This is a genomic window from Stenotrophomonas sp. MYb57 (assembly GCF_002966815.1).
Taxonomy (GTDB): Bacteria; Pseudomonadota; Gammaproteobacteria; order Xanthomonadales; family Xanthomonadaceae; genus Stenotrophomonas; species Stenotrophomonas indicatrix.
In genome coordinates, this window is record NZ_CP023271.1 from 2568280 (window position 1) to 2592891 (window position 24612).

Sequence of the window (24612 nt, forward strand, 5' to 3'; positions counted from 1 at the left end):
GTGGGCAAGCTGGCGATGATGGCCGTTGCCCTTCGCTGAGCTGGGGCCGTTACGTGCGCGCCGCTGCGATGTTCCTTTTCAACCGTGTATCGGCCAGCCCCACCACCAGCAGCACGATGCTGGTCAGCCACCCTGCCGCCAGCAGGTGCATCCATGGCAGCACGAAGCCGAGCACGACCAGAACCCCTGCCCCCACCAGGTGCGAGCGCGGCACGCGGCCGTAGACCGCCCGCTTGTACAGTGCGCTGCCCAGCAGGTAGATCAACGGCCCCGCTGCCAGCATCGCGGCATACGGCAGGGTCACCCTCGCCTCCGGTTCGTCCATCACCAGGTCGTTGCCGACGGCGGTAGCGATGATGCCGGCGATCAGCAGCGCGTGCACGTAGTGGAAGTAGGCGCCGATGCGGCCCGGGTCGTCGGAACGGGTGATGGTGTCGGTGGCGTCGCGGCTGGAGATGCCGAAGTACAGCCACCACATCGCGATAGTACCGGCAAAGGTCGCCAGCACTGCCGACACCACCGCGCCACTCCAGTGCTCCACCTCGCTCAGCACGCCGCCGGTTGCCAGCAACGTCTCACCCAATGCGACGATCACGAACAACTGGCAGCGCTCGGCCAGGTGCCCACCTTCGATGGTCCACTCGCGGGTACGCGAACGGCCAAGGCCCGGAAACGCGAAGCCGAACATCGGCGAGATGTACTCGCAGGCGACAGCCACCGCCCACAATGCCAGCCGCGCATTGCCCTCGACCGCTGCACCGGCCAGCCAGAAGCAGGCCGAAACGCTGACCCAGGCCAGCATGCGCCTGAAGTTGGCGGCCAGCGGGTGCGAGCGCCCTACTTCCAGCAGCACAAACAGCGTCCGCCCTACCTGCATCGTGGCGTAGGCACCGGCGAACATCCACGCGCGACCGGCAAAGGCTTCCGGGATGGACGAAGACATCAGCAACGCCAGCAGCATCGTGACGAACAACAGGCCACGGATACGTGGCGCCTCCGGGTCGAACCAGTTGCTGACCCAGCACGCGTACTGCCAGCCAAGCCAGACCGCAAACCACAACACCAGCGTCTGCAGCACGCCCAGCAGGCCCAGGTGGTGCAGCAGGTGGTGGCTGAGCTGGGTGACCGCGAACACATAGACCAGGTCGAAGAACAGTTCTTCGTAGGTCACCCGTGCATGATGGCCGTCGCGACGACGCAGGGCAGGAAGACGGGGCGTTGCCGGCATCACGGATCCTCGGTTCAGCGGCCCAGCCGCCAGAAAATGACACCGGCCACCAGCGCCGGCACGGCAAACACCAGCAGCAGGATCGGCAACTCCTCGCGCACCGTATAGCCTGCCCGGCTGACCCCCACCCACATGTTGGCCACCGATACCAGCAGCCAGGTGCCGATGAAGGCCAGCAGCGCCGTTGGCAGCTGCGAACCACCGGTGCTCCAGAGCCTGCCGAACAGCGCGAAGACGGCCAGCAGCAGGAACCCGCCGACGATCACCAGAAGCACGTGCATGGTCACTCTCCCCGATGGCTGCCATGCAGCCTATCTGCGGCCGAGTGTGCGCTGCAGAGGGTGATCGTGGATTCACTTTCCGGGGGCGGCGAACAATCCCCTCACCGGGCACCCTGATAGCAAATGCGAACAGTTCCCATTACTATCGTGGCACCGCGCAGGGCTGGCCTTGTGCGGCCCACCCTTCCCGCCTGCACTGCCTCCCCCGGATGTCCACGCCCCCGCCCTCCCCACCACCTGCGCTGCCGCTGGTGTCCTCGCTGGTGCGCCACTACGAGGATCTGGTGGATTACCTCCGCCGTCGCTTCGCCTCGCCCGGGCTGGCCCGCGAGGTGGTGCACGACGTCTGCGTACGCCTGCTGGAACGCCCCTCCCCGGCAGATGTGCGGCAGCCGATGGCGCTGCTGCGACGGATGGCGCATGACGCTGCGGTTGATCGTTGCCGTGCTGAAGACCTGCGCCGCCAGTGGGTGGAACCCCGTGCCGAACTGCCCGATGCGGCCTGCGAAGGTGCCGGCCCGGCCACACAGGCCGTTGCCGCGCAGGAACTGGCACGGCTTGTCGACGTCATCCGTGCGATGCCCTGTCGACGCCGCCAGGTGTTCATCCTGCACAAGATCCATGACGTTCCGCAGGCTGCGGTTGCCCGCCGCATGGGCATCGGCCTGAAGGCGGTCGAGCGGCATCTGCGGTTGGCGATGGTCGATTGCCGGCAGGCGCTGCCGGTGAGGGCGCTGACGTGACAGCGCCCCCTCGCCCGCGCCCTCCACTCCCGGACAAGGCCGGCACGCCTTCGCCTGATCGTCTGCTGGAGCAATATCGGGACACCCTCAAAGCACTGTTCCCGGTACCCGATCCGGCGCAACTGTATCGCCCCCACCGCAGCCGGCAGATCGGCGGGGCTGCGCTCTGCCTGCTGCTGGTGGCTGGACTGGGCGGGCTTTACGCTGTCGATCCCGGCTGGCAACAGCACGATTACCGGACGGTCACCGGCCAACGTCGCAACGTGCTGCTGGCCGATGGCAGCCGTATCCAGCTGGATGCGGGCAGCCATCTGCAGGAGCGCAGCCATCTGCGTTCGCGCCGCGCGGTGCTGGTCTCCGGACGCGCCCGCTTCGACGTGGCGCCCTCGCGCTGGCGCCGGTTCCAGGTCGATGCCGGGCCCGTGCAGGTGCGCAACTACGGCACGGTGTTCGACGTGGAGCGACGCGGTGACCGCAGTGAAGTCCGCCTGTGGCGAGGCAAGGTCGGCGTGCGCGTTGCTGGCCGTGACGGCGAGCAGCACCTGCAGCCTGGCCAGCAGCTGCTGGCAGGGACAGGGCCGGTCCAGCTGCCGCAGCCGATCGCCACTGGCAGCGGGGAATGGACGCAGGGCCGACTGCAGTTCGCGCAGGCCCCGCTGGGCGAGGTGGTACGCAGCCTGCAGCGCTATCACCACGGCGCAATCGTACTGGACGAACCCGGACTGGCCACGCTGCAGGTATCGGGCGTGTTCGATGGCGACCATGCCGCCACCGCGCTGGCGCTGCTGCCGGAGATCCTGCCCGTCGCCGTCCACGTCCGCGGCGACGGCAGCGTGCACATCTCCGCACGCCACTGAATTCGGCACCGAGGGTGGGTTATGGCCCTGCTCATACGGCTGCTGCATGAACCCCTCTGAAGGACCCCGCATGACCCGCATTGCCCTGCCCGCCGCCCTGCGCCGCCTGACGCCTGCCCTGCTGGCCGTCAGCCTGTGCGCCGCCCTTCCGGCGGCGGCGCAGTCCACCCCCACGGCGGTGGACGTCCATCTTCCGGCCGCCCCGCTGCAACAGTCACTCAATGCGGTGGCCAGGCAGAGCGGCATCCAGCTGCTGTTCGCTGCAGACAGCGTTGCCGGCCGCCAGGCGCCAGCGCTGGACGGCCGCTATGCCCCGCGCGAAGCACTGCAACGGCTGATTGCCGGCCAGGGACTGAGCGTCGAGGAACGCTCGCCGGGCGTGTTCGTGATCCGCAGCGCGCTCGCTACGGCAGCTGCGGCGGCAAACACGGAGCGCCCGCGCACTGCGCCAGCGCCGGCAGCCGCAACCTCGCTTGGCAGAGTGACTGTGTCGGCGTCCACCGCGCGCATGCCGCAGGGCGAGACCGCCATGCCAAACACCATCACCGTGCTCACCCGTGAGGACGTCCAGCAGCAGCTGGCATTGGGCTCGGATGTGTCACGCGTGCTGTCCTCGCAGATCCCGGCCTTCGCTCCGGCACGCGAGAAGATGTCCAACTATGGCGAAAGCATGCGCGGGCGCGGCATCCTGTACATGGTTGACGGCGTGCCACAGTCGACGCCGCTGCGCGATGGTTCGCGTGATTCACATACCATCGATCCGGCGATGATCGAACGCATCGAAGTGATCCACGGCGCCAACGCGCTGCAGGGTATCGGCGGCACCGGTGGCATCGTCAACATCATCACCCGCAGCGCGCCGAGCGAACCGGGTGCTTTCCTGCTGGACAGCAGCCTTTCGCTCACCGCCGCCTCGCCGCGCCGCCGCGACGATGATGGCCAGCGTGCTTCGGCACTGGTGGGTATCCGCGGCGAACAGTTCGACCTCGTTGCCGGCCTGGCACATGAGCGGCAGGGCCTGTACTACGACGGCGACGGCCGTGCGATCGGCACCAACGCGCAGGGCGAGCTGATGGATTCGACCTCGACCAACATCTTCGCCAAGCTTGGCTGGAACATCGCCGAAGGCCAGCGCGTGCAGTTGATGGCCAATCGCTACGAACTGCGTGGCCTGGACAATTACCTGCCTGTGGATGGCAACTTCCGCACCGGTCGCCCGGCCACGTCGGTGCCCGGCGATACGCCGCTCGATCCGCCGATGAACCGCTCACGCTCGCTGACCCTGGACTACGGCAATGCCGATCTGTTCGGCGGCCAGTTCCTGGCGCAGGCCTTCGCGGTCGATTTCGAAGGGCGTTACGGCGCCAGCCAGTGGGACCCATGGGGCAACACGGGTGCCAACGCCGCCTGGGACCAGACCCAGAATGAATCAGACAAACGCGGCTTCAAGCTGACCCAGAGCTGGCGTCGCATCGGCGACACCTCGCTGGACGTGACCCTGGGCCTGGATGGCCTGCGCGACCGCACCCATCAGGTGCTGCTGGCCAGCGGCCTGAACTGGGTGCCGCTGACCACCTACCAGAGCCTGTCGCCGCTGTTGCAGCTGCAGTGGTGGCCCACCGACCACGTCATGCTGTCCGCAGGCCTGCGTTACGAAAAGGGCGAGCTGGAGGTGGGCGACTACACCACCCTGCCCCGCTACGGCGCACGCAAGGTGGCCGGCGGCAAACCGACGATGAGCGAGACGCTGCCGAACTTCGGCGCGGTCTGGTACATCAATGACCGTCTCAATGCCTACGCGTCGTATTCGGAAGGCTACACCGTTGCCGATGTTGGCCGCGTGCTGCGCGCGATCAATCGCGATGGCCAGCGCGTGGACAACCTGGTGGACCTGTCGCCGGTGGTGTCGGACAACCGCGAGATCGGGCTGGAGTATGACGACGGCCGCTTCAGCGGCGATATCGCGTACTACACCTCCGAATCCAAGCTGGGTTCGGTACTGGTCTATGACGCCGGCATCGATGCCTACAACGTGCAGCGCCAGGCCACTCGGGTGGAAGGCTTCGAGACCAACCTGCGCCTGCGCCTGGGTGACAGCCACCTCGGCATGGGCTATGCCCGCGCCAATGGCCGCTACGACGCCGACCTGGATGGTCGTCTGGAAAGCGACCTGGCAGGCGTCAACATCGCCCCGAACCGTCTGACCGCGTTCTGGGAACAGGGCTGGACCTCGCAGCTCAGCACCCGTCTGCAGGCCAGCCATGCCTTCGATCGCGACTTCGACCTGCGCGGCGTGCCGGTGGCCAGCTTCAAGGGCTACACCACGTTCGACCTGGTCGCCCGCTATGCGCTGGGCAAGAGCAGTTTCACCCTGGGCGTGCAGAACCTCGCCAACAAGCAGTACATCACCTACTACTCGCAGACCACGCCATCCAACCCGAGCTATTTCGCCGGGCGTGGGCGAGTGCTTACGCTGGGATGGCAGTACCGCTACTGAGACATGGCGCCTTATGGGTGCCATGAATTCTATGCGTGACGCGACGAAGGAGGCCCATGCTAGTTTCTGGGCCTCCTTCATCGGTGCCCTCCCATGCGCTTGCAGACCCTCGCCATCACGCTCGCTGCCCTGCTTCCCGCTGCGGCCTCTGCCACCGAACCAGCGCTGCCGCAACTGCGTGCCTACACCGTTGATGCCTCCTGGCTGCAGCCGATGGCGCCGCTGCAGATTGCCGATCACACCTGGCAGATCGGCACCGAAGACCTGACCGCACTGCTGGTGCAGACGCCGCAGGGCGCGGTGCTGCTCGATGGCGGCATGCCGCAGATGGCCGACCACCTGCTGCGCAACATGAAAGCGCGCGGCGTTGCGCCGCAAGATCTGCGCCTGATCCTGCTCAGTCATGCCCACGCCGATCACGCCGGCCCGGTTGCTGCGCTCAAGCGCAGTACCGCTGCGCAGATCGTCGCAAATGCCGAATCTGCGGTACTGCTGGCACGTGGCGGCAGCAACGACCTGCACTTCGGCGACGACATCACCTATCCGCCGGCAACGGCGGACAGGATCATCATGGATGGCGAGGTGGTCACGCTCGGTGGCGTCGACTTCACCGCGCACTTCGTGCCCGGCCATACCCCGGGCAGCACCGCCTGGACCTGGACCGACACCCGGGGCGGCAAACCGGTGCGCATGGTCTATGCCGACAGCCTGAGTGCGCCGGGCTATCAGCTGCAGGCCAACCCGCGCTACCCGCACCTGATCGAGGACTATCGCCGCAGCTTCGCCACGGTGCGCGCCCTGCCCTGCGACGTCCTGCTGACTCCGCATCCCGGCGCCAGCGGCTGGAACTACGCAGCGGGCACATCGGCAGGAGCCAAGGCAATGACCTGCCAGGACTACGCCGACTCGGCCGAACGCAATTTCGACGCGCAGTTGAAGAAGCAACGCGAAAATCAGCGTTGACCAGGCGCGGCGGCGATCCGCCGCCGCGCCCGCTACACCTTGTCAGCCACCCTGCCCGTGCTGTGCGAAGGGCTGGGTGCTGCCATCGGCCAGCACCAGCTCCACGGTATACGGCTGCACATGGCCATCAGGCATTTCCATGCCCGGTGATCCAGCCGGCATCCCCGGCAGCACCAGGCCACGTGCCGTCGGCCTTTCCTTCAGCAGGCGCTTGATGTCGCTGGCCGGAATATGGCCTTCCACCACATAGCCACCGATCTCGGCGGTATGGCAGGACGCCTTGCCGGCCGGTACGCCGAGCCGTTGCTTGACCGGATGCATGTCATCGGTATCGCGTATCTCAACCGCGAAGCCGGCAGCCTTCAGGTGGTCGGCCCACACGCCACAGCAACCGCAACTGGCCGTCTTGTGCACGATGGCCAGGGGAAGCTCCCGGTCGATCGTCGCTCCGGCCGTCGCCTCGACCGCCGAGGCGGTTGCGGTTGCGGGCGAGGACACGGCCTCTTCGGAGGCACGCGCGCAGGCGGTGGCCAGCAGAACGGGGGTGAGCAACAGGCTCAGGGAAAGAATGCGGTTCATGGATCAGGTTTTCCTTTGCAATCGCAGGCGCGAGCGCCTGCCATCCACGCGACGGATGCGCGTGGGTCAAGTAGATGAGGGGTACTGCAGGACGGCAGGTACGCAACCTGCGCGCAATCAGGCGATCGGCGGACGAATCAGGTGAGGCAGCGCAGGCGCGGGATGAGCCGGCGGCAGCGCGTCGCCGGGCACTGCACGCAGCGGCCATGCAGCAAGGCTTGCCGCCGACGGCAGCATGGCCACACTCGCCGGCACGCACTCGCAATCCTCGCTGCTGCACGCGGCTGCGTTCCTTTCATCGCAGCAGGCGGGCGTGACAGAGATCGCAGCGCCGGCGATCTCGTGGGGGCCATCGCAATGACCGCCGCCGGACTGACCATTGATGCCGCCCGAGGCAAGCGCCAGCGCCGGTGCATTGAGCACCAGGGTCAGGAGCAGCATCAGTCGCAGCAGCAGGCCGGATATATCCACGGGCTGATGATAGCCGACGCACGATGCGCCCGTCGCCGCTGCCTGCTGTCATCATGCATGACGTTCATTGGAGCCTTTCCATGCCTGCCCGCTTCGCCTCTGCTGCCCTCCTGCTGTCCGCGTTGCTTAGCCCTCCCGCCATGGCAGGCGAACGCCAATGGACCGTGCTGTCCAGCGGCGATGGTGACGACACCCATGAGCGCTGGCAGGTAAGCGGGACGCGGTTGCGAACGCTTCCCGTGTTCGACCCGGCGCGCGCCGAGCCGCCGCTGTCGGTGCATCAAGCTGCGGCGGCAGCACTGGCCCACGCGCGCCTGCGTTATCCCGGCGATGACTTCGTGGTCTCCGAGGTAAGCCTGCAGCGGTTCGCCGCCGGCGCTGCGCCGCAGAGCGAGGACGCAGCGCGCGGCTGGGTGTACCTGGTCAGCCTCGACTACAACGCCAAGGGCTGGACCCAGATGGTGCCGGTGCTGCTGGATGGCAGCATCGTGCTGAGCGACAACGAGCAATTGTAGGATCGGCGCCTACGCGGGCACGTCGACCTGCGCGCGCATCCGTACCGGAATGGATTTCGCCGCTGGCGTACCGCTGATCCGATCGTAGTAGTCCAGCGGCAGCAGGGGGTTGAGCTCCGGGTAGTAGCCCGCCAGCGCCCCGCGCGGCATCGGGTAGTCAAGCACGGTCAGGCCTTCGATACGCCGCGTCACGCCGTCGTCGCTGATCGTTTCCAGGCTTACCAGGGCTTCCTTGCCGAGCCCGCGCGCCAGACGGTCCTCGATGTTCATGAACACCACCATGCGGTCGTTGTACACGCCCCGGTAGCGGTCGTTGTAGCTGTAGATGGTGGTGTTGTACTGGTCGTGCGAACGCACAGTGGCCAGCCGCAGCATCTCCGGGTCATCGACTACCGTGTTCACTTCCAGGCCCGGCATGACGAGGATGTTGGCCTTGCCGTTCGGCGTCGGCCACACGCGCCTGCGCGGCGGAATATCCAGGTGGAAGCCGTGCAGTGCCTGGATGCGCTCGTTGAAGCCGGCATAGATGTCCGGATAGACGGCGGCGATCAGGTCGCGGATCGGGCCGTAATCATGCATGTACGCGGCCCAGTCCACCTTGCTGTCCGGCAACGTTGCCATCGCCATCCGGCAGACGATCTCCACCTCCGGCAGCACGTGGTCGCTGGCCGGCTCCAGCACGCCGCGCGACGCCGTCACGTTGGACATCGCATCTTCGATGGTGACGAACTGCTCGCCCTTCGGCGTGCGGATCCACTCCGAGCGCGCCACCACCGGCAGGATCAGCGCGTCGCGACCGTGCACAAGATGCCCCCGGTTGAGCTTGGTGGCGATGCCCACGGTCAGTTCCAGTCTGCGCATGGCCTGGTAGGCGCGCTCGGTATCGGGCACGGCATGGATGAAGTTGCCGCCCATGCCGATGAACACCTTGGCACTGCCATCGAGCATCGCCGCGATCGACTCGACCACATGGTGGCCGTGCTCGCGCGGCGGATCGAAACCAAACACCTGCTGCACGCGATCCAGGTAGCGCGCCGTGGGCTTCTCGTCGATGCCGACGGTGCGGTCGCCCTGCACGTTGGAATGGCCACGGATCGGACCGATACCCGCGCCCGGCTTGCCGAAATTACCGCGCAGCAACAACAGGTTGGCCACCTGCTGCAGCAGCCGCGACCCCTGCTGGTGCTGGGTCAGGCCCATGCCATAGCAGATGACCGTCGCCTGCGAACGGATGTAGATCTCCGCGCAGCGCCGGATCTGTTCCTGTGCGATGCCCGACACCCGCACGATCTCATCCCAGTCCTGCGCCAGCACGTCCTCGCGCAGCGCCTCCAGGCCAACGGTGTGTTCGGCCAGGAAGGCATGATCCAGCACTGACTCACCCTGGGCTTCGCGCTCGAACATCACCTTCATCATGCCCTTGATCAGCGCAAGGTCGCCGCCGATACGGACGTGCACGAACTCGCTGGTGATCTCGGTGGAACCGAACGTGGCCATCTGCACCACGTCCTGCGGTTCGGTGAAGCGGATCAGGGCACGCTCCGGCATCGGGTTGACCGCCACGATCGGCACGCCGCGCTTGCGCGCTTCGACCAGGTTGCTCATCATCCGCGGCGAGTTGGTGCCGGTGTTCTGGCCCATCACGAAGATCGCCTCGGCGTGTTCGAAGTCGTCCAGCACGATGGTGCCCTTGCCCACGCCGATCGCCGGCGGCAAGCCGCGGCTGGTCGGCTCGTGGCACATGTTCGAGCAGTCCGGGAAGTTGTTGGTACCGAACTCGCGCACGAAGATCGAATACAGGAACGCCGCCTCGTTGGGCGTGCGGCCGGAGGTGTAGAACTCGGCCTGGTCGGGGTTGTCCAGCGCCTGCAGATGGCGACCGATGAGTGCAAACGCCTCGTCCCATTCGCAGGGCACGTAGTGATCGGTGGCGGCGTCGTAGCGCATCGGCTCGGTCAGCCGGCCCTGCTGCTCCAACCAGTAATCGGTCTGCGCCATCAGCTCGGTGACGGTGTGCTGGGCGAACAGCTCACGGGTCACCCGGTGCTGGGTCGCTTCCCAGGCCAGGGCCTTGGCACCGTTCTCGCAGAATTCCAGCTTCTTGCGGTGGTCGGCATCGGGGAAGGCGCAGCTGGGGCATTTGAATCCGCCCGGCTGGTTCATCGCCAGCAGCGCCTTGGATCCTTTGCCGATCACGCTCTGCTGCAGCAGCACCTTGGCGGTCGCACCGGCGGCCCCCCAGCCGCCTGCCGGTTGGTTGTAAGGCTTGTAACGCGGCGGCTTCTGTTCGGACATGGTCGGGAACCTGCGTTGGTGGAGTGCCTGCCTGCAGAGCCGGGCTCGCGCCCGGCTGCCGTGGCCAGTCAAGCACACCGGCAACCCCAGCGCCATGGCCCGGCCCGGGTACAGCAGGCTGCCACGGCAACGGTTACCGCCGCGTCTTCACTGGATGGCTGCGCTATCCTCCGGGCGTAGCCTGCCCTTCTGCTTTGCCCAGGATGTGCCGCATGCCCGGATCGACGTTGCCTTCGCCCCCGCCCGCCGGCACGGCCCTGCGCACGCTGCAACGCTGGCGCAGCACGGGGCAGGAGCAACGGGTGGATACGATCGCCGAAGAAGTACCGGTGGCGATGCGTTACAACGGCGCGGCCTTCGCGGTGATGATGGCCACGCCATGCGACCTGGAGGATTTCGCGCTGGGCTTCTCGCTCAGCGAAGGGTTGATCGAGCGTCCTGACCAGTTGCTGTCCATCCAGATGCAGCCACAACTGGAGGGCATCGCGCTGAATATGAGCGTGTCCGCCGACGCCCCCGGCGCCGCACTGGATCCTGACAACGAGCGCCTGCTGCCGGGTCGCGGCGGCTGTGGGTTGTGCGGTGCACGCCAGCTGGAGGACGTGCTGCGTCCGCTGCCTCCGGTAAAGGACCGCCGCACGTATCAGACGGCTGCACTGCAGCGGGCATTGGCTGGGCTGGCCCTACGCCAGCCGATGAATGCAGCCAGTGGTTCGACCCATGCCGCGGCCTGGGCCGATGCCAGTGGCCGCATCGGCTGGGTGCGCGAAGACGTCGGCCGCCACAATGCGCTGGACAAGCTGATCGGTGCACTGCACCACAACGAACACAGCATCGATGGCGGCCTGCTGGTGGTATCCAGCCGTGCCAGCTACGAAATGGTCAGCAAGGCAGCGCGCGCCGGTGCCAGCGTACTGGCCGCCGTCTCGGCCCCCACTGCGCTGGCCATCGACCTGGCCCGCAGTGCCGGCCTGTGCCTGGTGGGCTTCGCCCGCGAAGAAGGCTTCAACGTGTATACCCACCCGGAGCGGCTGCAGGGGGATGGCCTGCACGGGCATCCGCCTGCCTGACGGGTGCCCTCAGCGGATGGACTGGCTGCTACGCCTTGCGGGACCGCTCGGGAGAGAGCAGCCCGCCGATCCGTTCGGTCACCTGCGCGCGCACGTTCTCGTCCAGCTGGCCTTCGTACATGGCCTCGTAGATCCACAGGCCATCGGCGGCCAGCCGCGCCACGAAATTATCCAGCGCCGCCGGATCATCGCTGCCGGCGGCCGGTGGCGAAGGCGCCCAGCGCTGCACCACCGGTGCCCACGGCCGCTCGCTGGGGAATTCGGGGTCCACCGAGTCCAGCATGAACATCAGCTCGGCCCGGGTGGCACTCTGCGCCGACACGCGCACGAAGGTCTGGTAGCGCTCCAGCGCAGTGGCCTCGCCGGCCGACTTGCCCAGCAGCGCCTCCATCGATGCTTCCCAGCTCTGCACCAGATGCTCGTCGATGCCGCGCAGCAACGCTTCGCGCGAAGGAAAGTGGTACAGCAGGCCGCCACGGGTCAACTGCGCCTCGGCCGCCACCGATTCAAAGGTGACCGCACGCACGCCGTCGCGGTTGATCACGCTGACGGCGGCGTCGAGGATGCGCTCGCGCTTGCTGGTTCTCATGCCGTTATTTTACGCGATCGGCGGCGCCGTCGCGGCCACCGGCGCGTCCACGCAGCAGGCGCGCGATGATCACCGCGCCGGCCGCCAGCACCGCACTGATCACCAGCAGCACGATCTGGTAACCGCGATCGTAGGCCGCGATGGCCAGCGCGAACCACTCGCCCTGCCCCGCCTCACGCGCCACGTGCAATGCCTGAGTGAAGCCCTCGCGCGCGGCGGCGGGAATACCCGCAGACTCCGGCAGGAACGCGCCGTACATCGCAGCGCTCAGGCTGCCCAGCAGCGCGACGGCCAGCAGGCCGCCGAACTCGTAGGACACTTCCTCCACCGACGAGGCCATGCCCGCACGATGCGGCGGCACGTTGTTGAGGATGGCGGTGGACGCCACCGAGATGGCAGCACCCATGCCGAAGCCGGTGATCGCCATGCCGGCCACCACCCAGCCCAGCCCATGTGGGAAGCCCAGCGCCACCACGCCCACACCTACCGCGCCGGCCGCAAGGCCGCCGCAGATCAGCGGACGCAGGCCGACGCGATGCAGCACGCTGCCGCCCAGCAACGCGCTGGGCAGGCTGCCCAGCGCCGCCACCGATACCAGCAGGCCCGCCTGCAACGGGCTGAGGCCGGCCACCAGCTGGAAACGCTGGGTGGTGAGCAGCTGCAGCCCTGCCATCGCAAACAAGGTGAACACCGCCGACAGGGTGCCGGCAAGGAAGGCCGGATTGCGGAAGATGGCGAAATCCAGCAGCGGATACGGCAACTGCTGCTGGCGGCGGCTGAAGGCGATGCCGGAGATGATCGCCAGCAGCAGCGAGACCGCGCCCACGCTGTACGAGGGCGGCGTGGCGATCAGCGACTTGATCGCCAGTACCAGGCCCGACAGCGCGGCCAATGCCAGCAGCGAGGACAGCAGGTCCCATGGGCGGGTGCTGTCGCGCTGCCCTTCCGGCGCCAGCAGCAGGGTCGCGATGAAAGCGACCACCACCACCGGCACGTTGATGAGGAACACCGAGCCCCACCAGAAGTGCTGCAGCAGCAAGCCACCGATGATCGGCCCCAGCGCCGCACCGACGATGGCCACCGAACCCCAGATCGCGATGGCGATGTTGCGCTCGCGTTCTTCATGGAAGCTGAGCCCGATCAAGGCCAGCGTGGCCGGCATCATCGCCGCCGCACCCACGGCGAGGAAGGCACGCGCGGCGATCAGCTGCCCTGCGGTTGCAGAGAACGCCGCTGCCAACGAGGCGATGCCGAACACCACCAGCCCGACCAGGAACATCCGGCGGTGGCCGATGCGGTCACCCAGGGTGCCAGCGCCCAGCAGCAGACCGGCCATCACCAGCGGGTAGGCGTTGATGATCCACAGCGCCTGCCCGGCACTGGCCGACAGCTCCTCGGTCAGGGTCGGCAGCGCGGTATACAGCACCGAGTTGTCCAGCGTGACCAGCAGCAGGCCGGCGGCAACGGTGAACAGCAGCGACCAGCGTCGGGCGCGCGACAGGGACGGAGCACCGTCCAAGGGCTGGGAGAGAGCCATGGGAACCTGGATGGGGAAGGAGTACATCCATAACTATACAGGACATCCTGTATAGTTATGGGGCTACCAGTCAGATCCATTCAGCTGCCGGGAGGTGCAATGCTCCCTGCCTCATGACCCGGGGCCTACCTGCACTCCGCAGGCAAGGCAGCGACCGCCTGCACGATCGGGTCCTGCATGGCGCGTCCCACTGCGGCATCCAGCTCTCCCCGCAGATGGCCGTGCTGCCGTTGCATCTGGTCTTCGCACAGCGCACGCACCCGCGCGCGGGCGTTGCTGCGCAGCGTGCTGCAGCGCCAATCGCCCCCTCCCAGCGGCAGCACCGAATAGACCACGCTGTTGCAGGCGTTGCCGGCGCGTTCCGCCAGCGGACGCGCGCCGAAGTCACGCGGCACACTGCTGCGCTGCGGATCGAAGTAGCTGTCCGGGAAGGTGCGCGCGTACTGTTCGATGTCCACCTCGATAGTGCCGCCTTCGCCTGCCGGCACGCGCAGTGGCTGACCGCAGCCGGTGGCGTCGGCGCGGTGTTGGATGTACTGGTAGATGGGTCGGTCCAGGCTCGCATCCTGCGCGGTCACGGCGCTGACCGCCGCCAGCACCGGCAGCGACGCACGGTTGGCCATGCGCGCCAGCACTCCCGCCTGCGCGGGTTCGCAGCGGTCGCGCAGCGTCGCCACCAGCAGGAACAGCAGGTCATCACGAAAGGCCTTGTCGGCCGCCAGGTGATGTTCGATGCGTGCCTGCGCTTCCGCCACTGGTGCGGGAAATGCAACGGCCGGTGGCGAGGGCGCGTGCGTTGCGTTCCACAGCAGCGCCACCCCGGTGCCTGCCAGCAGCAACACCGCCATCAGCAGCGCGACGGTGCGTGCGCGGCGCCTCGTCATCGGGTGCTCGTCATCGGTTGATCGCGGAAAGCGTCGCTGCAGCAGCGTCATAGGACGCGCTGGCGATATCCGCCTCGAAGTGCTTCACCTGCAGGCGCCCTGACAGCCGGTAGGGATCCCACAGCGCGCCCATCGTGATGGGGCTGGCCAGGGTGACATGGATGATCTGGTTCGGCGGTGGCGGCGGCACGTGGATGCACGCGCCATAGAACGGCACGAACAGCAGTTCGTCCACCTGCCCGGCGTCGTTCATCGCCAGCGGCACCACATAGCCATCCAGGTCCAGCGCCCGTCCATCCACGCCATCGACCACCGCCGACGAGCCGAACTGCTGCGCGCGTAGCGGGCTGGAGTGATCGATGGCCTGCCCAGGCAGCGAGCCCGAACCCGTATCGTCGATCAAGCCCCCCACCCCGTCCATGCCATTGCCACGCGACAACCCGATCTGCGGCGGTGGACGCTGGAAGCTGTCCTCTTCGGGCATCAGCGCGTCCCAGCGGTCGATCACTGCAGACGCCGCCACCGGCGACGCAGCAGCATTGTTGGCCTGTGGCGGTGGGGCGTCCACGGCGGGCCGGCCACAACTGCCCAGCAGTACAGCGGCAAGCACACCGCCAAGCAGCTTCGCGCTACGGTTCATAAGGCCTCAGTTCGGCGTCGGCCATGCTGTAGGCGGAGCCGGCAAGATCATCGTCCACCCGCTCGGCGCGCAGCACGCCTGCCAGGAAGAACGGCGAGTACATGTCGGGCATGGCGATCGGCCGCGGCAGCAGCACATGCACGATCTGGTTCGGTGGCGGCGGTGGCACGTGGATGCACGCGCCGTAGTACGGCACGAACAGGAATTCGACCAGTCGGCCATCTGCCGCGTTGGCCAAAGGCACCACGTAGCCCGGCAACCGCACTGCGCGATCCAGTACCGCGTCCACCGTACGGAACGTACCGAACTGGGCCATGCGCCGGTTGCCGTTGTGCTGCACCTCCGGCCCCTCACCGCGCTCGAGTGCTGCCAGTTCATCGCTGGGCAGCATCTGCAGCCAGTCCAGTTCCTGCTCGCTTTGCGTGCCAGCATTGCTCTGTACCGGCGACGGCGGCAGTGCCTGCACACCGGTATCGGTCGGCCGCGTGCAGGCAACCAGCAGCATTGCCGCAGCCAGCAGCAGCCAGCGCACGCCCGCGCTCACGACGCAGGCGCCAGGCCATCGGCCAGGGTGCGCCGGTAGGCCAGCAGCGCAGGCAGCAGGCCGGCAACCGCGCTGATCAGCAGCACACCGCCCACCCAGGCCAGTTCGCGCGCGTCCGGCCAGACGTGGGTGATCGACAGACCGAAATTGGCCAGCGCCCAGCTGCGCCCGGCCGCGCTGGCACAGGTCAGCACCGCCAGCGCCAACGCGCAGGCCATTGCTGCAGTGGCCACGGCCTCAACGACCAGCAGGCAGGCCACATAGGCCGGACGCGCACCGGTGGCGCGCAGCACCGCCATCTCACGGCGGCGTTCCTGCAGCGTCGATACCAGCAGCGCCATCAGTGACACCATGCCCAGCAGCACCACCATCGCACTGATCAGCTGCAGCGCGCGCTCGGCAGTGCCCAGCGACTGCCACAGCTGTTGCAACGTCACGCCGGGCAGGATCGCCTGCAGTGCTTCGTCTGGATACTCGTTGATGCTGCGCTGCACGCCGAAGGTGGCGATCCGCGAGTTCAGCCCGAGCATGAAGGCGGTGATGCTGGTCGGGGTCAGGTCAAGCTGCCGTGCCTGTTCTGCGCTGACATGCTGGCTGCGCAACTGCGCGCCGGAGCGCCAATCGACATGGATCGCTTCGATCGCCGGCAATGACACCAGCACGGACGAATCCACCGGCGTGCCGGTACGCTGCAGGATGCCGACCACGCGGAACGGCTTGTCGGCATGCGTGGCCAGCGTTACCGCACCAGTGCCATGGGCCAGCACGATCTCAGAGCCCAGGCCGATGTGCGCGGCCTGCGCGACTTCAGCGCCGACCACCGCGTCATACAGGTCGTCGAACGGCTGGCCCTGCGCGAATGCCAGCGCATGCCCTGCGCCATGCCGGTAATGTTCGAAATAGCCGGCGGTGGTGCCGATCACCCGATAGCCACGCCAGGAATCGCCCAGCGACAGCGGCACCGCCCATTTCACCTGCGGCAGCGTGGACAGTTCCTGGTAGGACTGCCAGGACACGTTGTTGGTCGGGTCGCCGATGTGGAAGACCGAGTACAGCAGCAGGTTCACCGGCCCCGAGCGTGCGCCCACGATCAGGTCCGTACCCGAGACGGTGCTGGCAAAGCCTTCGTGGGCCTGCGTGCGGATGCGCTCCACGCCCAGCAGCAGGACCACGCTCAGGGTGATGACCAGCACGGTCAGGCTCACGCTCAAGGCGCGGCTGCGCAGGCTGGCCCAGGCCAACTCAAACATGTGCACCCCCTGCCCGGTTCAGATCACCCAGCGACAACACCTGGTCGAACAACGGCTGCAGGCGGTCATCGTGGCTGACCACCAGCGCGGTGGTGCCAGCGGCGCGGCACTGCGCGGACATCAGCTGCACGAACGCCGTGGCCGCTTCGGGGTCCAGCGCCGAGGTCGGTTCGTCGGCCAGCAGTATCGCCGGGCGACCGATCAGGGCACGGGCAGCGGCAACGCGCTGCTGCTGGCCGACGCTGAGCGTGCCTGCCGCGCGCGGCATCAGTGCCGGATCGAGCTGCAGCGCGCGCAGCAGGCGCGCGATTTCCGCGTCCAGCCCACCTTCGATGCGCGCGTTGCGCAATGGCGAAAAGCGCACGCCCAGGGCGATGTTGTTGCGCACGCTCAGGAATGGCAGCAGGTTGAACTGCTGGAAGATCACGCCCAGCTGGTCGGCACGGAAACGATCGCGCGCGGCGGCACCGAGCGTGTTCACCCGATGGCCGGCAACCCGGATGCTGCCGCTGGCCGGCAGCAGAATGCCCGCCAGCAGGCCCAGCAGCGTGCTCTTGCCCGAGCCGCTGGTCCCGCGCAGCAGCACGCTGCTGCCTGCGCGCACCTGCAGCTGTGCGATGTCCAGCACCGCACGGCCCGCGTAGCCGAACTGCACGCCCTGCAGGTCGATGATGGCATCGTCGTTCATGGCGCCAGCGGCACCCGCAGGCTGTCAGCAGTAACTACGCTGCGGCCTTGCCCGGTCGACGTTGCGGTGTTGACGATCACCTCGTGCAGCGCCGGAAACAGCGTAGGCAGCGGCAATGCCAGCCCGCGCAGTGCTGCCGGGTTGGCGCAGTGGTAGCGCAGTGCGGCGGTGAATCCAGCGTGCGTGTGCTGGCCTGGCTGTGCTCCCACAGCCACTGGCGCAAAGCCCTCCGCCGTCGCTTCGGCATGGTCCAACCGGCACTGCGCAGCGGTCGGCAACGTGACCCAGCTGCCGCTCTGCAGGATCGATCGCGCCCGCGCCAATGCGGCCTGTTCGCGGCTGTCGGCCGGCGGTCGCTCGAAATCGAGGATGCCGATGCCGGGCGCACGCAGTGCCAGTTCCAGCGTTCCCTGGTCCACGGCCAGATCGACATCGGCCTGGCCATGGACATGAGCACCGTGATGGCGCACGTCGTGGGCGTTCGCAGAATGGGCAGCAAGCAGCAGCAGAAGGGCGGCAGAACGTTTCATCGGGCGGCTCCGTATTGTTACTATGTAACATTATGGACCACATCCCGATCTCGCCCGCAAGGGCCCGCACCCAACCGCCAGCTTCGGCACGCTGGCATCCCCGTTTCGATCTGGCAGGCGCATGGCTGTCGCTGGCCTGTGCCGCGCATTGCGTGGCCCTGCCCCTGCTGCTGGCCTTCACGCCGGCGGCGATGATGGCGCTGCGCTCGTTCCAGCACCCTGGCCATGGCGCGATGACCGCACTGCTGGTGATGTCGCGCTGGGAATGGCTGTTCGCGCTGCTGGCCTCGTCGATCGCCCTGCTCAGCACCGCCGCCGGCCAGCGCCGCCATCGACGCGCCCTGCCGCTGTGCGTGGCCCTGGCAGGCGCGATCCTGTTGCTGTCCGCCTCGCTGTACCTGCCGTTGAAGGAATCGCTGCTCTGGCACGGCGCTGCCACCGCCTGCGGCGGGGTGATGCTGGCCACCGCACATCTGCGCAACCGGCGGGCCCTGCGGCCCGCCGGCTGATGCCCGCTCAGAACCGGTAGCCGACCTCGGCGCCGACAATGCGCGGGCTGTCCACCGGCCCGTAGTAGTTGCCGTCGCGGCCGAAGGCCAGGTTGTCGAAGATCAGGCCATTGATGCGGCGCTTGTCGGTCAGGTTCTGCACGAACACGCGCGTGCTCCACGGCCCGCGCTCATAGCCCAGTTGCACGCCGAGCACAGCCACGGCCGGCTGGAACGCGCGGTTGCGCTCGTCCAGCGCGCTGGAGCCGGTGAACTGCGATTCCACCCGGGCATAGATGCCGGAGTCGAATTGATACCGCGCTGCCAGGTAGCCTGTGTAGTGCGGCGTCAGCTTGACCCGCTTGCCGTGGAGGTTCTCCTGCGGGCTTACCCAGAGCTTGGTGTACGTCGCATCGACATAGCCGACGTTGGCCATCACCGTAAACCCCGGCGCGACTTCAAACACACCTTCCAGTTCTGCACCGCGCGACCGTATCGAGGCATCCGAGCCCACGTAGTCGGACGAGATCGGCCGGCCGTTGGCATCGGTGGCCACCTGGATTTCCTGCCAGTTGTCCGAGCTGATGTGGAACAGGGCACCACCGATATGGCCACGACCGCCAGCCAGGTTCATCTTGAAACCCACCTCATGGCTCCACATGCGTTCGGATTCGTAACGCAGCACCTTGTCGTTGATCACATCGCTCTGCGCGGCGGCCAGGTTGAAGCCGCCGGGGATGTAGCCCTTGGCCGAGGCCGCATAGAACGACAGATCATCGCTGGCGTCATAGCGCAGCGAGACGCGGGGCAACGTGGCCGAGAACGTATGCGCCAGGGCTGCGTCGCGGTAGCGCACCAGGCCTCCCGCGCCCAGGTCGAGGAATCCGGCACGCTGCTCGGTGGAACGGCGGGCCTGTTCATGGCGAATGCCGAGGCCGGCGGTCAATTTCGGCAATGCCGGCAGCGTGTAGCTGGCGGTCGCGAAAACACTGTAGTCCTCACCCTTGGAGGTCTGCCGCGGCGCCAGGTTGTAACTGTCCAGGCCCCGCAGCGCCGGGCCGACGAAGGTGCCCTGGATCGAATCCTTGTCGATGCGGTACGTCGATACACCGGCCATCCAGGTCAACGCCTGGTCGCTGGGCGAGCTGAAGCGCGCCTCGGCATTCCAGGCATTCTTCTTGTCATGTATGTACCCGGCCAGCGCGGAGCTGGCGGTCATGTCGAAGTCGTAGCCGGCCGAGCTGGCTTCCTCGCTGCGGTACGAGGCGGCCACATCCAGGGTGCCGGCCTGCAGTTGCCACTGCGCGCTCAGGCCTGCAACGGTCTCGTCCTTTTCGGTGCGCTTTGGCGCATCGTTGATGTAGGTGAAGTCACCTGCATGGCGGCCACCATTGAGGCGGTCGCCATAGGTGCGGTTGTACAGGCCGGTATCCAGCGGCAGGTACTCGTACTCGAACATGCCCGGTGCGCGCGTGCGCAGGTGATAGGCCAAGGCGTTGGCGGTCACGTAATCGCTGGGACGCCAGCGCAGCTTGCCCTGCAGGTAGCCCTCTTTCACTTCGCCGCGCGCACCGTACGGGGTCAGGTTCTTCAAATAGGCATCCTCGTCGGAGCCCATGAATGCCACCGAGCCCGACAGCGTGCCGCCCTTGCCCAGCGGGCCAGCCAGGAAACCATCCACGGCCGTACCGTTGCCGTTGCCGAACCAGGTGTTGCGCACGTTCACCTCACCCTCGCGGGTATCGGCCGGGCCGCGCGTGCGCACCAGCACCAGCCCGGATTCGCTGTTGGCGCCGTACAGGGTTCCCTGCGGCCCCCGCAGCACCTCAACCGATTCAACCTGGTTGAGTACTGCGTTGCTCAGCTCACGGAACGGAATGCCATCTATGTACACCGACGCGCGGTTGACCAGGAAGGGATTGGATTCGATGCCACGGATGGAAATGAACATGTTGCTCAGCTGGCCCATCACGTTGAACTTCACGTTGGGCGCCAGCTTGTCCAGGTCGCGGAACTCGGTGACACCGGCTTCCTTCAGTGCCTGCCGATCAAGCACGGTCACCGACAGGTCACTCTTCAGGTAGGGCGTGTCGCGCTTGGAGCCTGTGACCACCACCCCATCAAGGGTGGTGGCATCGGCGGACTGCGCGTGGGCAGGAACAACAGGAACCAGCAACGACGCTGCGACAAGGGCAACGGAGGAAACGGGGGATTTCAAGGTAGACCTCATGAGGAACGGAAACGCGCTTGGCGGGCCAGCTGGCGCAAACTGTTATCCTGTAACATTCCGTGCTCGCCGCCACTCCATTGCAGTCAGCGCTGCTCCATTCCTGGACCTGCCATGCCCGCCCTCGCCGACCAGTTGCACCGGGAAGCCACCCTGCCCAGTGATGGCACCGTGACCAGCGAGGACGGCGCGATCGTTCTGCTGCGCCATGGCTTCCAGGCCAGCGAAGGCCCCATGGGGAACCCGCACCAGCTGCGGCTGGGCCTGGCGCTGGCCGGTGGCGGCAACCTGTATCAACGCACCACTGCCGGGGTACTGCAGGCGCCTTGGCATCCGGGCCAGTTCAACGTGGTACTGCCCGGCGATCGTGGACACTACGCCAGCCCAGCCGTGGAGCTGCTGGGAATGGCCATCGATACCGCGCAGTGGCGTGATGCGCCTGGCGGCTTCCCGGACATCCATGCCCTTTCCCTGCGGCTGCATCGCGACCCGGTCATCGCTGCCGTACTGCACGCGCTGTGGTCCAGCGCGCAGGCTGACGCCAGCGTGCCCGGCTTCCTGCAGTACGGCGCAGAAGTCGTGGTGCGGCGGTTGGCGCAGCTTGCCGGCCAACCGCCCGCCCGGCCGCGGATGGCTGCACCGCTGTCATCGCGGCAACTGCGCCAGCTGCAGGACTTCATCGATGAACACCGTTCCCAGTCGCTGGATGTCGCAGCGCTGGCAGACGTACTCGGCATGGAACCGACCACGTTTAGCCGCGCCCTGCGCGCCGCTACCGGCATGCCACCGTATGCCTACCTGACCCAGCGCCGGATGCACTGGGCGCAGTACGCACTGTCCAAGGGGCAGCGCGTCACCGAGGTCGCGCTGGCCTGCGGCTACGCCAATCCCAGCAAGTTCGCGGCGGCCTTCCAGCGCGTGGCCGGTTGCACGCCCAGCATCTGGGCCGCGCAAGGCACCGGCCGCCAGGACGCTATTCGTCGAACGGACGTTGACCCAGCGTCTGCGTCACGTGGTCGACGAAACAGGTGATGCGCGCGGCCAGCGCGGTGTTGCGGTAGTACACCGCGTTGATCGGCTGGCGGACCTCCTGGGTCTGCTTGGCGAACAGCTGTACCAGGCGCCCTTCGCGCCGGTCCTGGCGGGTCAGGAAATCGGACAGGCAGGCGATGCCCAGCCCGTTCACCGCCATCTGCCGCAGCGTTTCTCCGCTGGAAGATGCAATGGCCGGCTGGATCACCAATGGACCGCCATCGGCATCGGTCAGCGGCCACTCGTTGAGTGAACCCGGATGGGTGAAACCCAGCAGCGTGTGCGCGCGCAGCTGCGCGATGCGGGTGGGCGTACCGTACTGCCGCAGGTACTCCGGGCTGGCGACCACGCGGATGCGGCTGTGGCCGATCGGCCGCGCATGCAGGGTGGAATCGCGCAGCACGCCGATGCGGAACGCCACGTCGGTGCGCTTCTCGATCAGGTCGGTGATGCCCTCGTTGGAGTTCAGCTCCAACTGCACCTGTGGATAGCGCTCGCGGAAGCCGGCCAGCAGCGGCACGATCACGTGCAGCATGAACGGCGTGGCTGCATCCACCCGCAACCGCCCTACCGGTTGCTGCCGGCGCGCCGCCATCTGTTCCTCGGCTTCGTCCACCGTGGACAAGATCGTACGCGCGTATTCCAGGAACGCCGCGCCCTCTTCGGTCAGCTCCAGCCGTCGCGTGGTCCGCCGCAGCAGCGTGGTCTGCAGCTTGTCCTCCAAGCGCGCCAGGGTGCGGCTGGTGGCCGAGATGGTCAGTCCCAGCACCTCGGCGGCGGCGGTGATCGAGCCGCTGTCGACCACGGCGACAAACGCCTTCAGCTCATCCAGGGTGGTTTTCATTCTTTACCTCGGCGCAAAAGCATTTCCCGTATACACGGCTTAATCTGCAAATGTAAAGCGACCAGACTGGCCCCCATCGGAGCACACCGCTCCCTACCCAGCTGGAGTTCCCATGAGCCTTCCTTCCTTTGGCGTCGGCACGTTCCGCCTGACCGGCCAGACCGTCATCGATTCAGTGCGCAACGCCCTCGAGCTCGGCTATCGCGCCATCGACACCGCGCAGATCTACGGCAATGAAGCCGAGGTCGGCCAGGCAATCGCCGAATCCGATGTACCGCGCGACGGACTGTTCATCACCACCAAGATCTGGGTCGACAACCATGCCGCCGACAGACTGCTGCCGAGCCTGCGCGAGAGCCTGGCCAAGCTGCGCACCGACCATGTCGACCTGCTGCTGATCCACTGGCCGGCACCGGGCAGCGCGGTCGCGCTGCGCGAGTACATGACCGCACTGGCCGAAGCAAAGACGCTGGGCCTGACCCGGCAGATCGGCGTATCCAACTTCAACATCGAACTGACCCGCCAGGCCATCGCCGTAGTTGGCCAGGGCCAGATCGCCACCAACCAGATCGAGCTCAGCCCCTATCTGCAGAACCCGGCATTGACCGCTTTCCTGCAGGAACAGGGCATCGCGGTGACCTCCTACATGACCCTGGCCTACGGCAAGGTACTGAAGGACCCGGTGCTGGCCGCCATCGCCGACAAGCACCAGGCCACGGTGGCCCAGGTCGCACTGGCCTGGGCGCTGCAGCTGGGTTACGCCGTCATTCCTTCCTCGACCAAGCGCGAAAACCTGGCCAGCAACCTGCTTGCCCGCGAGCTGCAGCTGGATGCCGAAGACATGGCTGCGATCGCCGCACTTGAACGCAACGGCCGCGAAGTCGACCCGCCGGGCCTGGCGCCTGCCTGGGACTGAGGAGCACGCGCTGATGGCTACTGCGTTGACACGACTGCAGGCGGGCGGCTTCAGCATTGGCATTGAAGCGCCGCTGGACAACGACTGGACGCCGCTGGGCGAACAGGCACGACGCATTGCGCGCCGCCTGCCGGGCGAACCGGACCTGCAGCAGCACGCCGACCTTGCCAGGCTGGCCGACCGCCTCGGCTTCCGTGCGCTGTGGGTGCGCGACGTGCCGGTGTACGACCCGGCATTCGGCGATGCCGCGCAGGTGTTCGAAGTGTTCACCTATCTCGGCTACCTGGCCGGCATCACCGAAGAGATCCTGCTGGGGACCGGCGCGGTGGTGCTGCCGATCCGCGAACCTCTGCTGACGTTGAAGTCGGCACGCAGCGTACAGCAGCTCAGTGGCGATCGCCTGCTGCTGGGCGTTGCCAGCGGCGACCGGCCGGTGGAGTACCCGCTGTTCGGCCGCGACTTCGACACCCGTGGCACGCGCTTCCGCGAGCAGATCGGGCTGCTGCGCGAAGGCACCGCTGCACGGCTGCCGCAGGGGTTGGAAGTACTGCCTGCCGATGGTCGGGCGCTGCCGCTGCTGGTGGCCGGCCTGGCGCAGCAGCAGCCGGCCTGGATCGGCGCACATATGGACGGCTGCCTGGCTTACCCCGGCACGCCCCAGGAACATGCCCACCGCGTGGCGGCGTGGCGCGCGGTAGCCGGCAACAAACCCTATGCAAGCTTCATCCACCTGGATCTGCTGGAACGGGCCGAGGCACCGCTGCAGCGTTGGCGCTTCGGCCTGCGCGGCGGCCGCAATGCGCTGCTGGCCGAACTGCAGGCGATGCAGGCCGCCGGCGTCGACCACATCGGCCTGCAGTTCCGCCGCAACGAACGGCCTTTGGCCGACACCTTCCACGAAATCGCCGAGTACGTGCTGCCGCAGTTCGCGGCGCATGCGTGAC

General features: G+C 67.2%; 25 protein-coding genes. 10 read left to right on the forward strand and 15 right to left on the reverse strand.

The window, feature by feature from the left end:
* Window positions 1–49: 49 nt before the first annotated feature.
* Window positions 50–1228 (reverse strand): low temperature requirement protein A, encoded by a 1179-nt coding sequence (locus CLM74_RS11800; RefSeq protein ID WP_105164144.1) that lies wholly within the window; start codon window positions 1226–1228, stop codon window positions 50–52.
* A 14-nt stretch (window positions 1229–1242) separates the two neighbouring features.
* Window positions 1243–1509, reverse strand: a complete 267-nt coding sequence (locus CLM74_RS11805; RefSeq protein WP_105164145.1) for a hypothetical protein — start codon at window positions 1507–1509, stop codon at window positions 1243–1245.
* A 209-nt stretch (window positions 1510–1718) separates the two neighbouring features.
* Between CLM74_RS11805 and CLM74_RS11810 the strand changes: the two genes are divergently transcribed.
* The 4 genes from CLM74_RS11810 to blaL1 all read left to right on the forward strand — a co-directional run bounded on the left by CLM74_RS11810 (window position 1719) and on the right by blaL1 (window position 6569).
* Entirely contained in the window at window positions 1719–2252 is a 534-nt protein-coding gene (locus tag CLM74_RS11810) for an RNA polymerase sigma factor (RefSeq protein WP_105164146.1), read from the forward strand.
* Entirely contained in the window at window positions 2249–3109 is an 861-nt protein-coding gene (locus CLM74_RS11815; RefSeq protein WP_105165005.1) for a FecR domain-containing protein, read from the forward strand. The genes CLM74_RS11810 and CLM74_RS11815 overlap by 4 nt, the downstream gene beginning before the upstream one ends.
* 70 nt (window positions 3110–3179) lie before the next feature.
* A complete protein-coding gene (locus CLM74_RS11820) occupies window positions 3180–5606 on the forward strand; it encodes a TonB-dependent receptor (RefSeq protein ID WP_105164147.1) in 2427 nt (808 codons plus the stop codon).
* A 93-nt stretch (window positions 5607–5699) separates the two neighbouring features.
* Window positions 5700–6569, forward strand: a complete 870-nt coding sequence (gene blaL1, locus CLM74_RS11825; RefSeq protein ID WP_105164148.1) for a L1 family subclass B3 metallo-beta-lactamase — start codon at window positions 5700–5702, stop codon at window positions 6567–6569.
* Between the two features lie 42 nt (window positions 6570–6611).
* Here the strand turns inward: blaL1 and CLM74_RS11830 are convergent, their stop codons facing one another.
* Both CLM74_RS11830 and CLM74_RS11835 read right to left on the reverse strand, forming a co-directional pair.
* Complete coding sequence (locus tag CLM74_RS11830; protein ID WP_025874426.1) at window positions 6612–7148, reverse strand: DUF411 domain-containing protein; 537 nt, start codon at window positions 7146–7148, stop codon at window positions 6612–6614.
* Between the two features lie 117 nt (window positions 7149–7265).
* The gene (locus CLM74_RS11835) at window positions 7266–7589 is read right to left on the reverse strand and encodes a hypothetical protein (protein ID WP_158684143.1); all 324 of its coding nucleotides are present in this window, start codon (window positions 7587–7589) and stop codon (window positions 7266–7268) included.
* A gap of 110 nt (window positions 7590–7699) precedes the next feature.
* Between CLM74_RS11835 and CLM74_RS11840 the strand changes: the two genes are divergently transcribed.
* On the forward strand, window positions 7700–8134 hold the full coding sequence (locus CLM74_RS11840) for a hypothetical protein (RefSeq protein ID WP_158684144.1): 435 nt from the start codon (window positions 7700–7702) through the stop codon (window positions 8132–8134).
* Between the two features lie 9 nt (window positions 8135–8143).
* Here the strand turns inward: CLM74_RS11840 and CLM74_RS11845 are convergent, their stop codons facing one another.
* Window positions 8144–10429 (reverse strand): FdhF/YdeP family oxidoreductase, encoded by a 2286-nt coding sequence (locus CLM74_RS11845; protein ID WP_105164151.1) that lies wholly within the window; start codon window positions 10427–10429, stop codon window positions 8144–8146.
* A 212-nt stretch (window positions 10430–10641) separates the two neighbouring features.
* Between CLM74_RS11845 and fdhD the strand changes: the two genes are divergently transcribed.
* Complete coding sequence (gene fdhD, locus CLM74_RS11850) at window positions 10642–11499, forward strand: formate dehydrogenase accessory sulfurtransferase FdhD (protein ID WP_105164152.1); 858 nt, start codon at window positions 10642–10644, stop codon at window positions 11497–11499.
* 28 nt (window positions 11500–11527) lie between these two features.
* Here fdhD and CLM74_RS11855 read toward each other — a convergent pair whose 3' ends face one another.
* From CLM74_RS11855 to CLM74_RS11890, 8 genes are all read right to left on the reverse strand, one after another.
* The gene (locus tag CLM74_RS11855) at window positions 11528–12088 is read right to left on the reverse strand and encodes a TetR family transcriptional regulator (protein WP_025874422.1); all 561 of its coding nucleotides are present in this window, start codon (window positions 12086–12088) and stop codon (window positions 11528–11530) included.
* Between the two features lie 4 nt (window positions 12089–12092).
* Window positions 12093–13625: an MFS transporter gene (locus CLM74_RS11860; protein ID WP_105164153.1), complete on the reverse strand. Its 1533-nt coding sequence runs from the start codon at window positions 13623–13625 to the stop codon at window positions 12093–12095.
* 125 nt (window positions 13626–13750) lie between these two features.
* Entirely contained in the window at window positions 13751–14473 is a 723-nt protein-coding gene (locus CLM74_RS11865) for a hypothetical protein (protein WP_105165006.1), read from the reverse strand.
* 46 nt (window positions 14474–14519) lie between these two features.
* Window positions 14520–15149 (reverse strand): DUF3299 domain-containing protein, encoded by a 630-nt coding sequence (locus CLM74_RS11870; RefSeq protein WP_105164154.1) that lies wholly within the window; start codon window positions 15147–15149, stop codon window positions 14520–14522.
* Window positions 15139–15681, reverse strand: coding sequence for a DUF3299 domain-containing protein (locus CLM74_RS11875; RefSeq protein ID WP_105165007.1), 543 nt, complete (start codon window positions 15679–15681; stop codon window positions 15139–15141). The genes CLM74_RS11870 and CLM74_RS11875 overlap by 11 nt, the downstream gene beginning before the upstream one ends.
* A gap of 8 nt (window positions 15682–15689) precedes the next feature.
* Complete coding sequence (locus CLM74_RS11880) at window positions 15690–16943, reverse strand: ABC transporter permease (RefSeq protein ID WP_105164155.1); 1254 nt, start codon at window positions 16941–16943, stop codon at window positions 15690–15692.
* Window positions 16936–17631 (reverse strand): ATP-binding cassette domain-containing protein, encoded by a 696-nt coding sequence (locus tag CLM74_RS11885; RefSeq protein WP_105164156.1) that lies wholly within the window; start codon window positions 17629–17631, stop codon window positions 16936–16938. The genes CLM74_RS11880 and CLM74_RS11885 overlap by 8 nt, the downstream gene beginning before the upstream one ends.
* Window positions 17628–18161 carry a DUF2796 domain-containing protein gene (locus CLM74_RS11890; RefSeq protein ID WP_105164157.1) on the reverse strand — a complete coding sequence of 178 codons (534 nt, stop codon included), beginning with the start codon at window positions 18159–18161 and terminating at the stop codon, window positions 17628–17630. The genes CLM74_RS11885 and CLM74_RS11890 overlap by 4 nt, the downstream gene beginning before the upstream one ends.
* A 32-nt stretch (window positions 18162–18193) precedes the next feature.
* Between CLM74_RS11890 and CLM74_RS11895 the strand changes: the two genes are divergently transcribed.
* The gene (locus CLM74_RS11895) at window positions 18194–18670 is read left to right on the forward strand and encodes a MerC domain-containing protein (RefSeq protein ID WP_105164158.1); all 477 of its coding nucleotides are present in this window, start codon (window positions 18194–18196) and stop codon (window positions 18668–18670) included.
* A 7-nt stretch (window positions 18671–18677) separates the two neighbouring features.
* Here the strand turns inward: CLM74_RS11895 and CLM74_RS11900 are convergent, their stop codons facing one another.
* Window positions 18678–20867: a TonB-dependent receptor gene (locus CLM74_RS11900; protein WP_105164159.1), complete on the reverse strand. Its 2190-nt coding sequence runs from the start codon at window positions 20865–20867 to the stop codon at window positions 18678–18680.
* 123 nt (window positions 20868–20990) lie between these two features.
* Between CLM74_RS11900 and CLM74_RS11905 the strand changes: the two genes are divergently transcribed.
* Window positions 20991–21908, forward strand: a complete 918-nt coding sequence (locus tag CLM74_RS11905) for an AraC family transcriptional regulator (protein ID WP_080277612.1) — start codon at window positions 20991–20993, stop codon at window positions 21906–21908.
* Here CLM74_RS11905 and CLM74_RS11910 read toward each other — a convergent pair.
* Window positions 21850–22752 (reverse strand): LysR substrate-binding domain-containing protein, encoded by a 903-nt coding sequence (locus tag CLM74_RS11910; RefSeq protein ID WP_105164160.1) that lies wholly within the window; start codon window positions 22750–22752, stop codon window positions 21850–21852. The two genes, CLM74_RS11905 and CLM74_RS11910, sit on opposite strands and share 59 nt — an antisense overlap.
* A 112-nt stretch (window positions 22753–22864) precedes the next feature.
* On the opposite strand from CLM74_RS11910, the gene dkgB reads away from it, so the two are divergent.
* Window positions 22865–23668, forward strand: a complete 804-nt coding sequence (dkgB, locus tag CLM74_RS11915; RefSeq protein WP_105164161.1) for a 2,5-didehydrogluconate reductase DkgB — start codon at window positions 22865–22867, stop codon at window positions 23666–23668.
* Between the two features lie 13 nt (window positions 23669–23681).
* A complete protein-coding gene (locus tag CLM74_RS11920) occupies window positions 23682–24611 on the forward strand; it encodes a TIGR03571 family LLM class oxidoreductase (protein WP_105164162.1) in 930 nt (309 codons plus the stop codon).
* The last annotated feature ends 1 nt before the right edge of the window (window position 24612 follow it).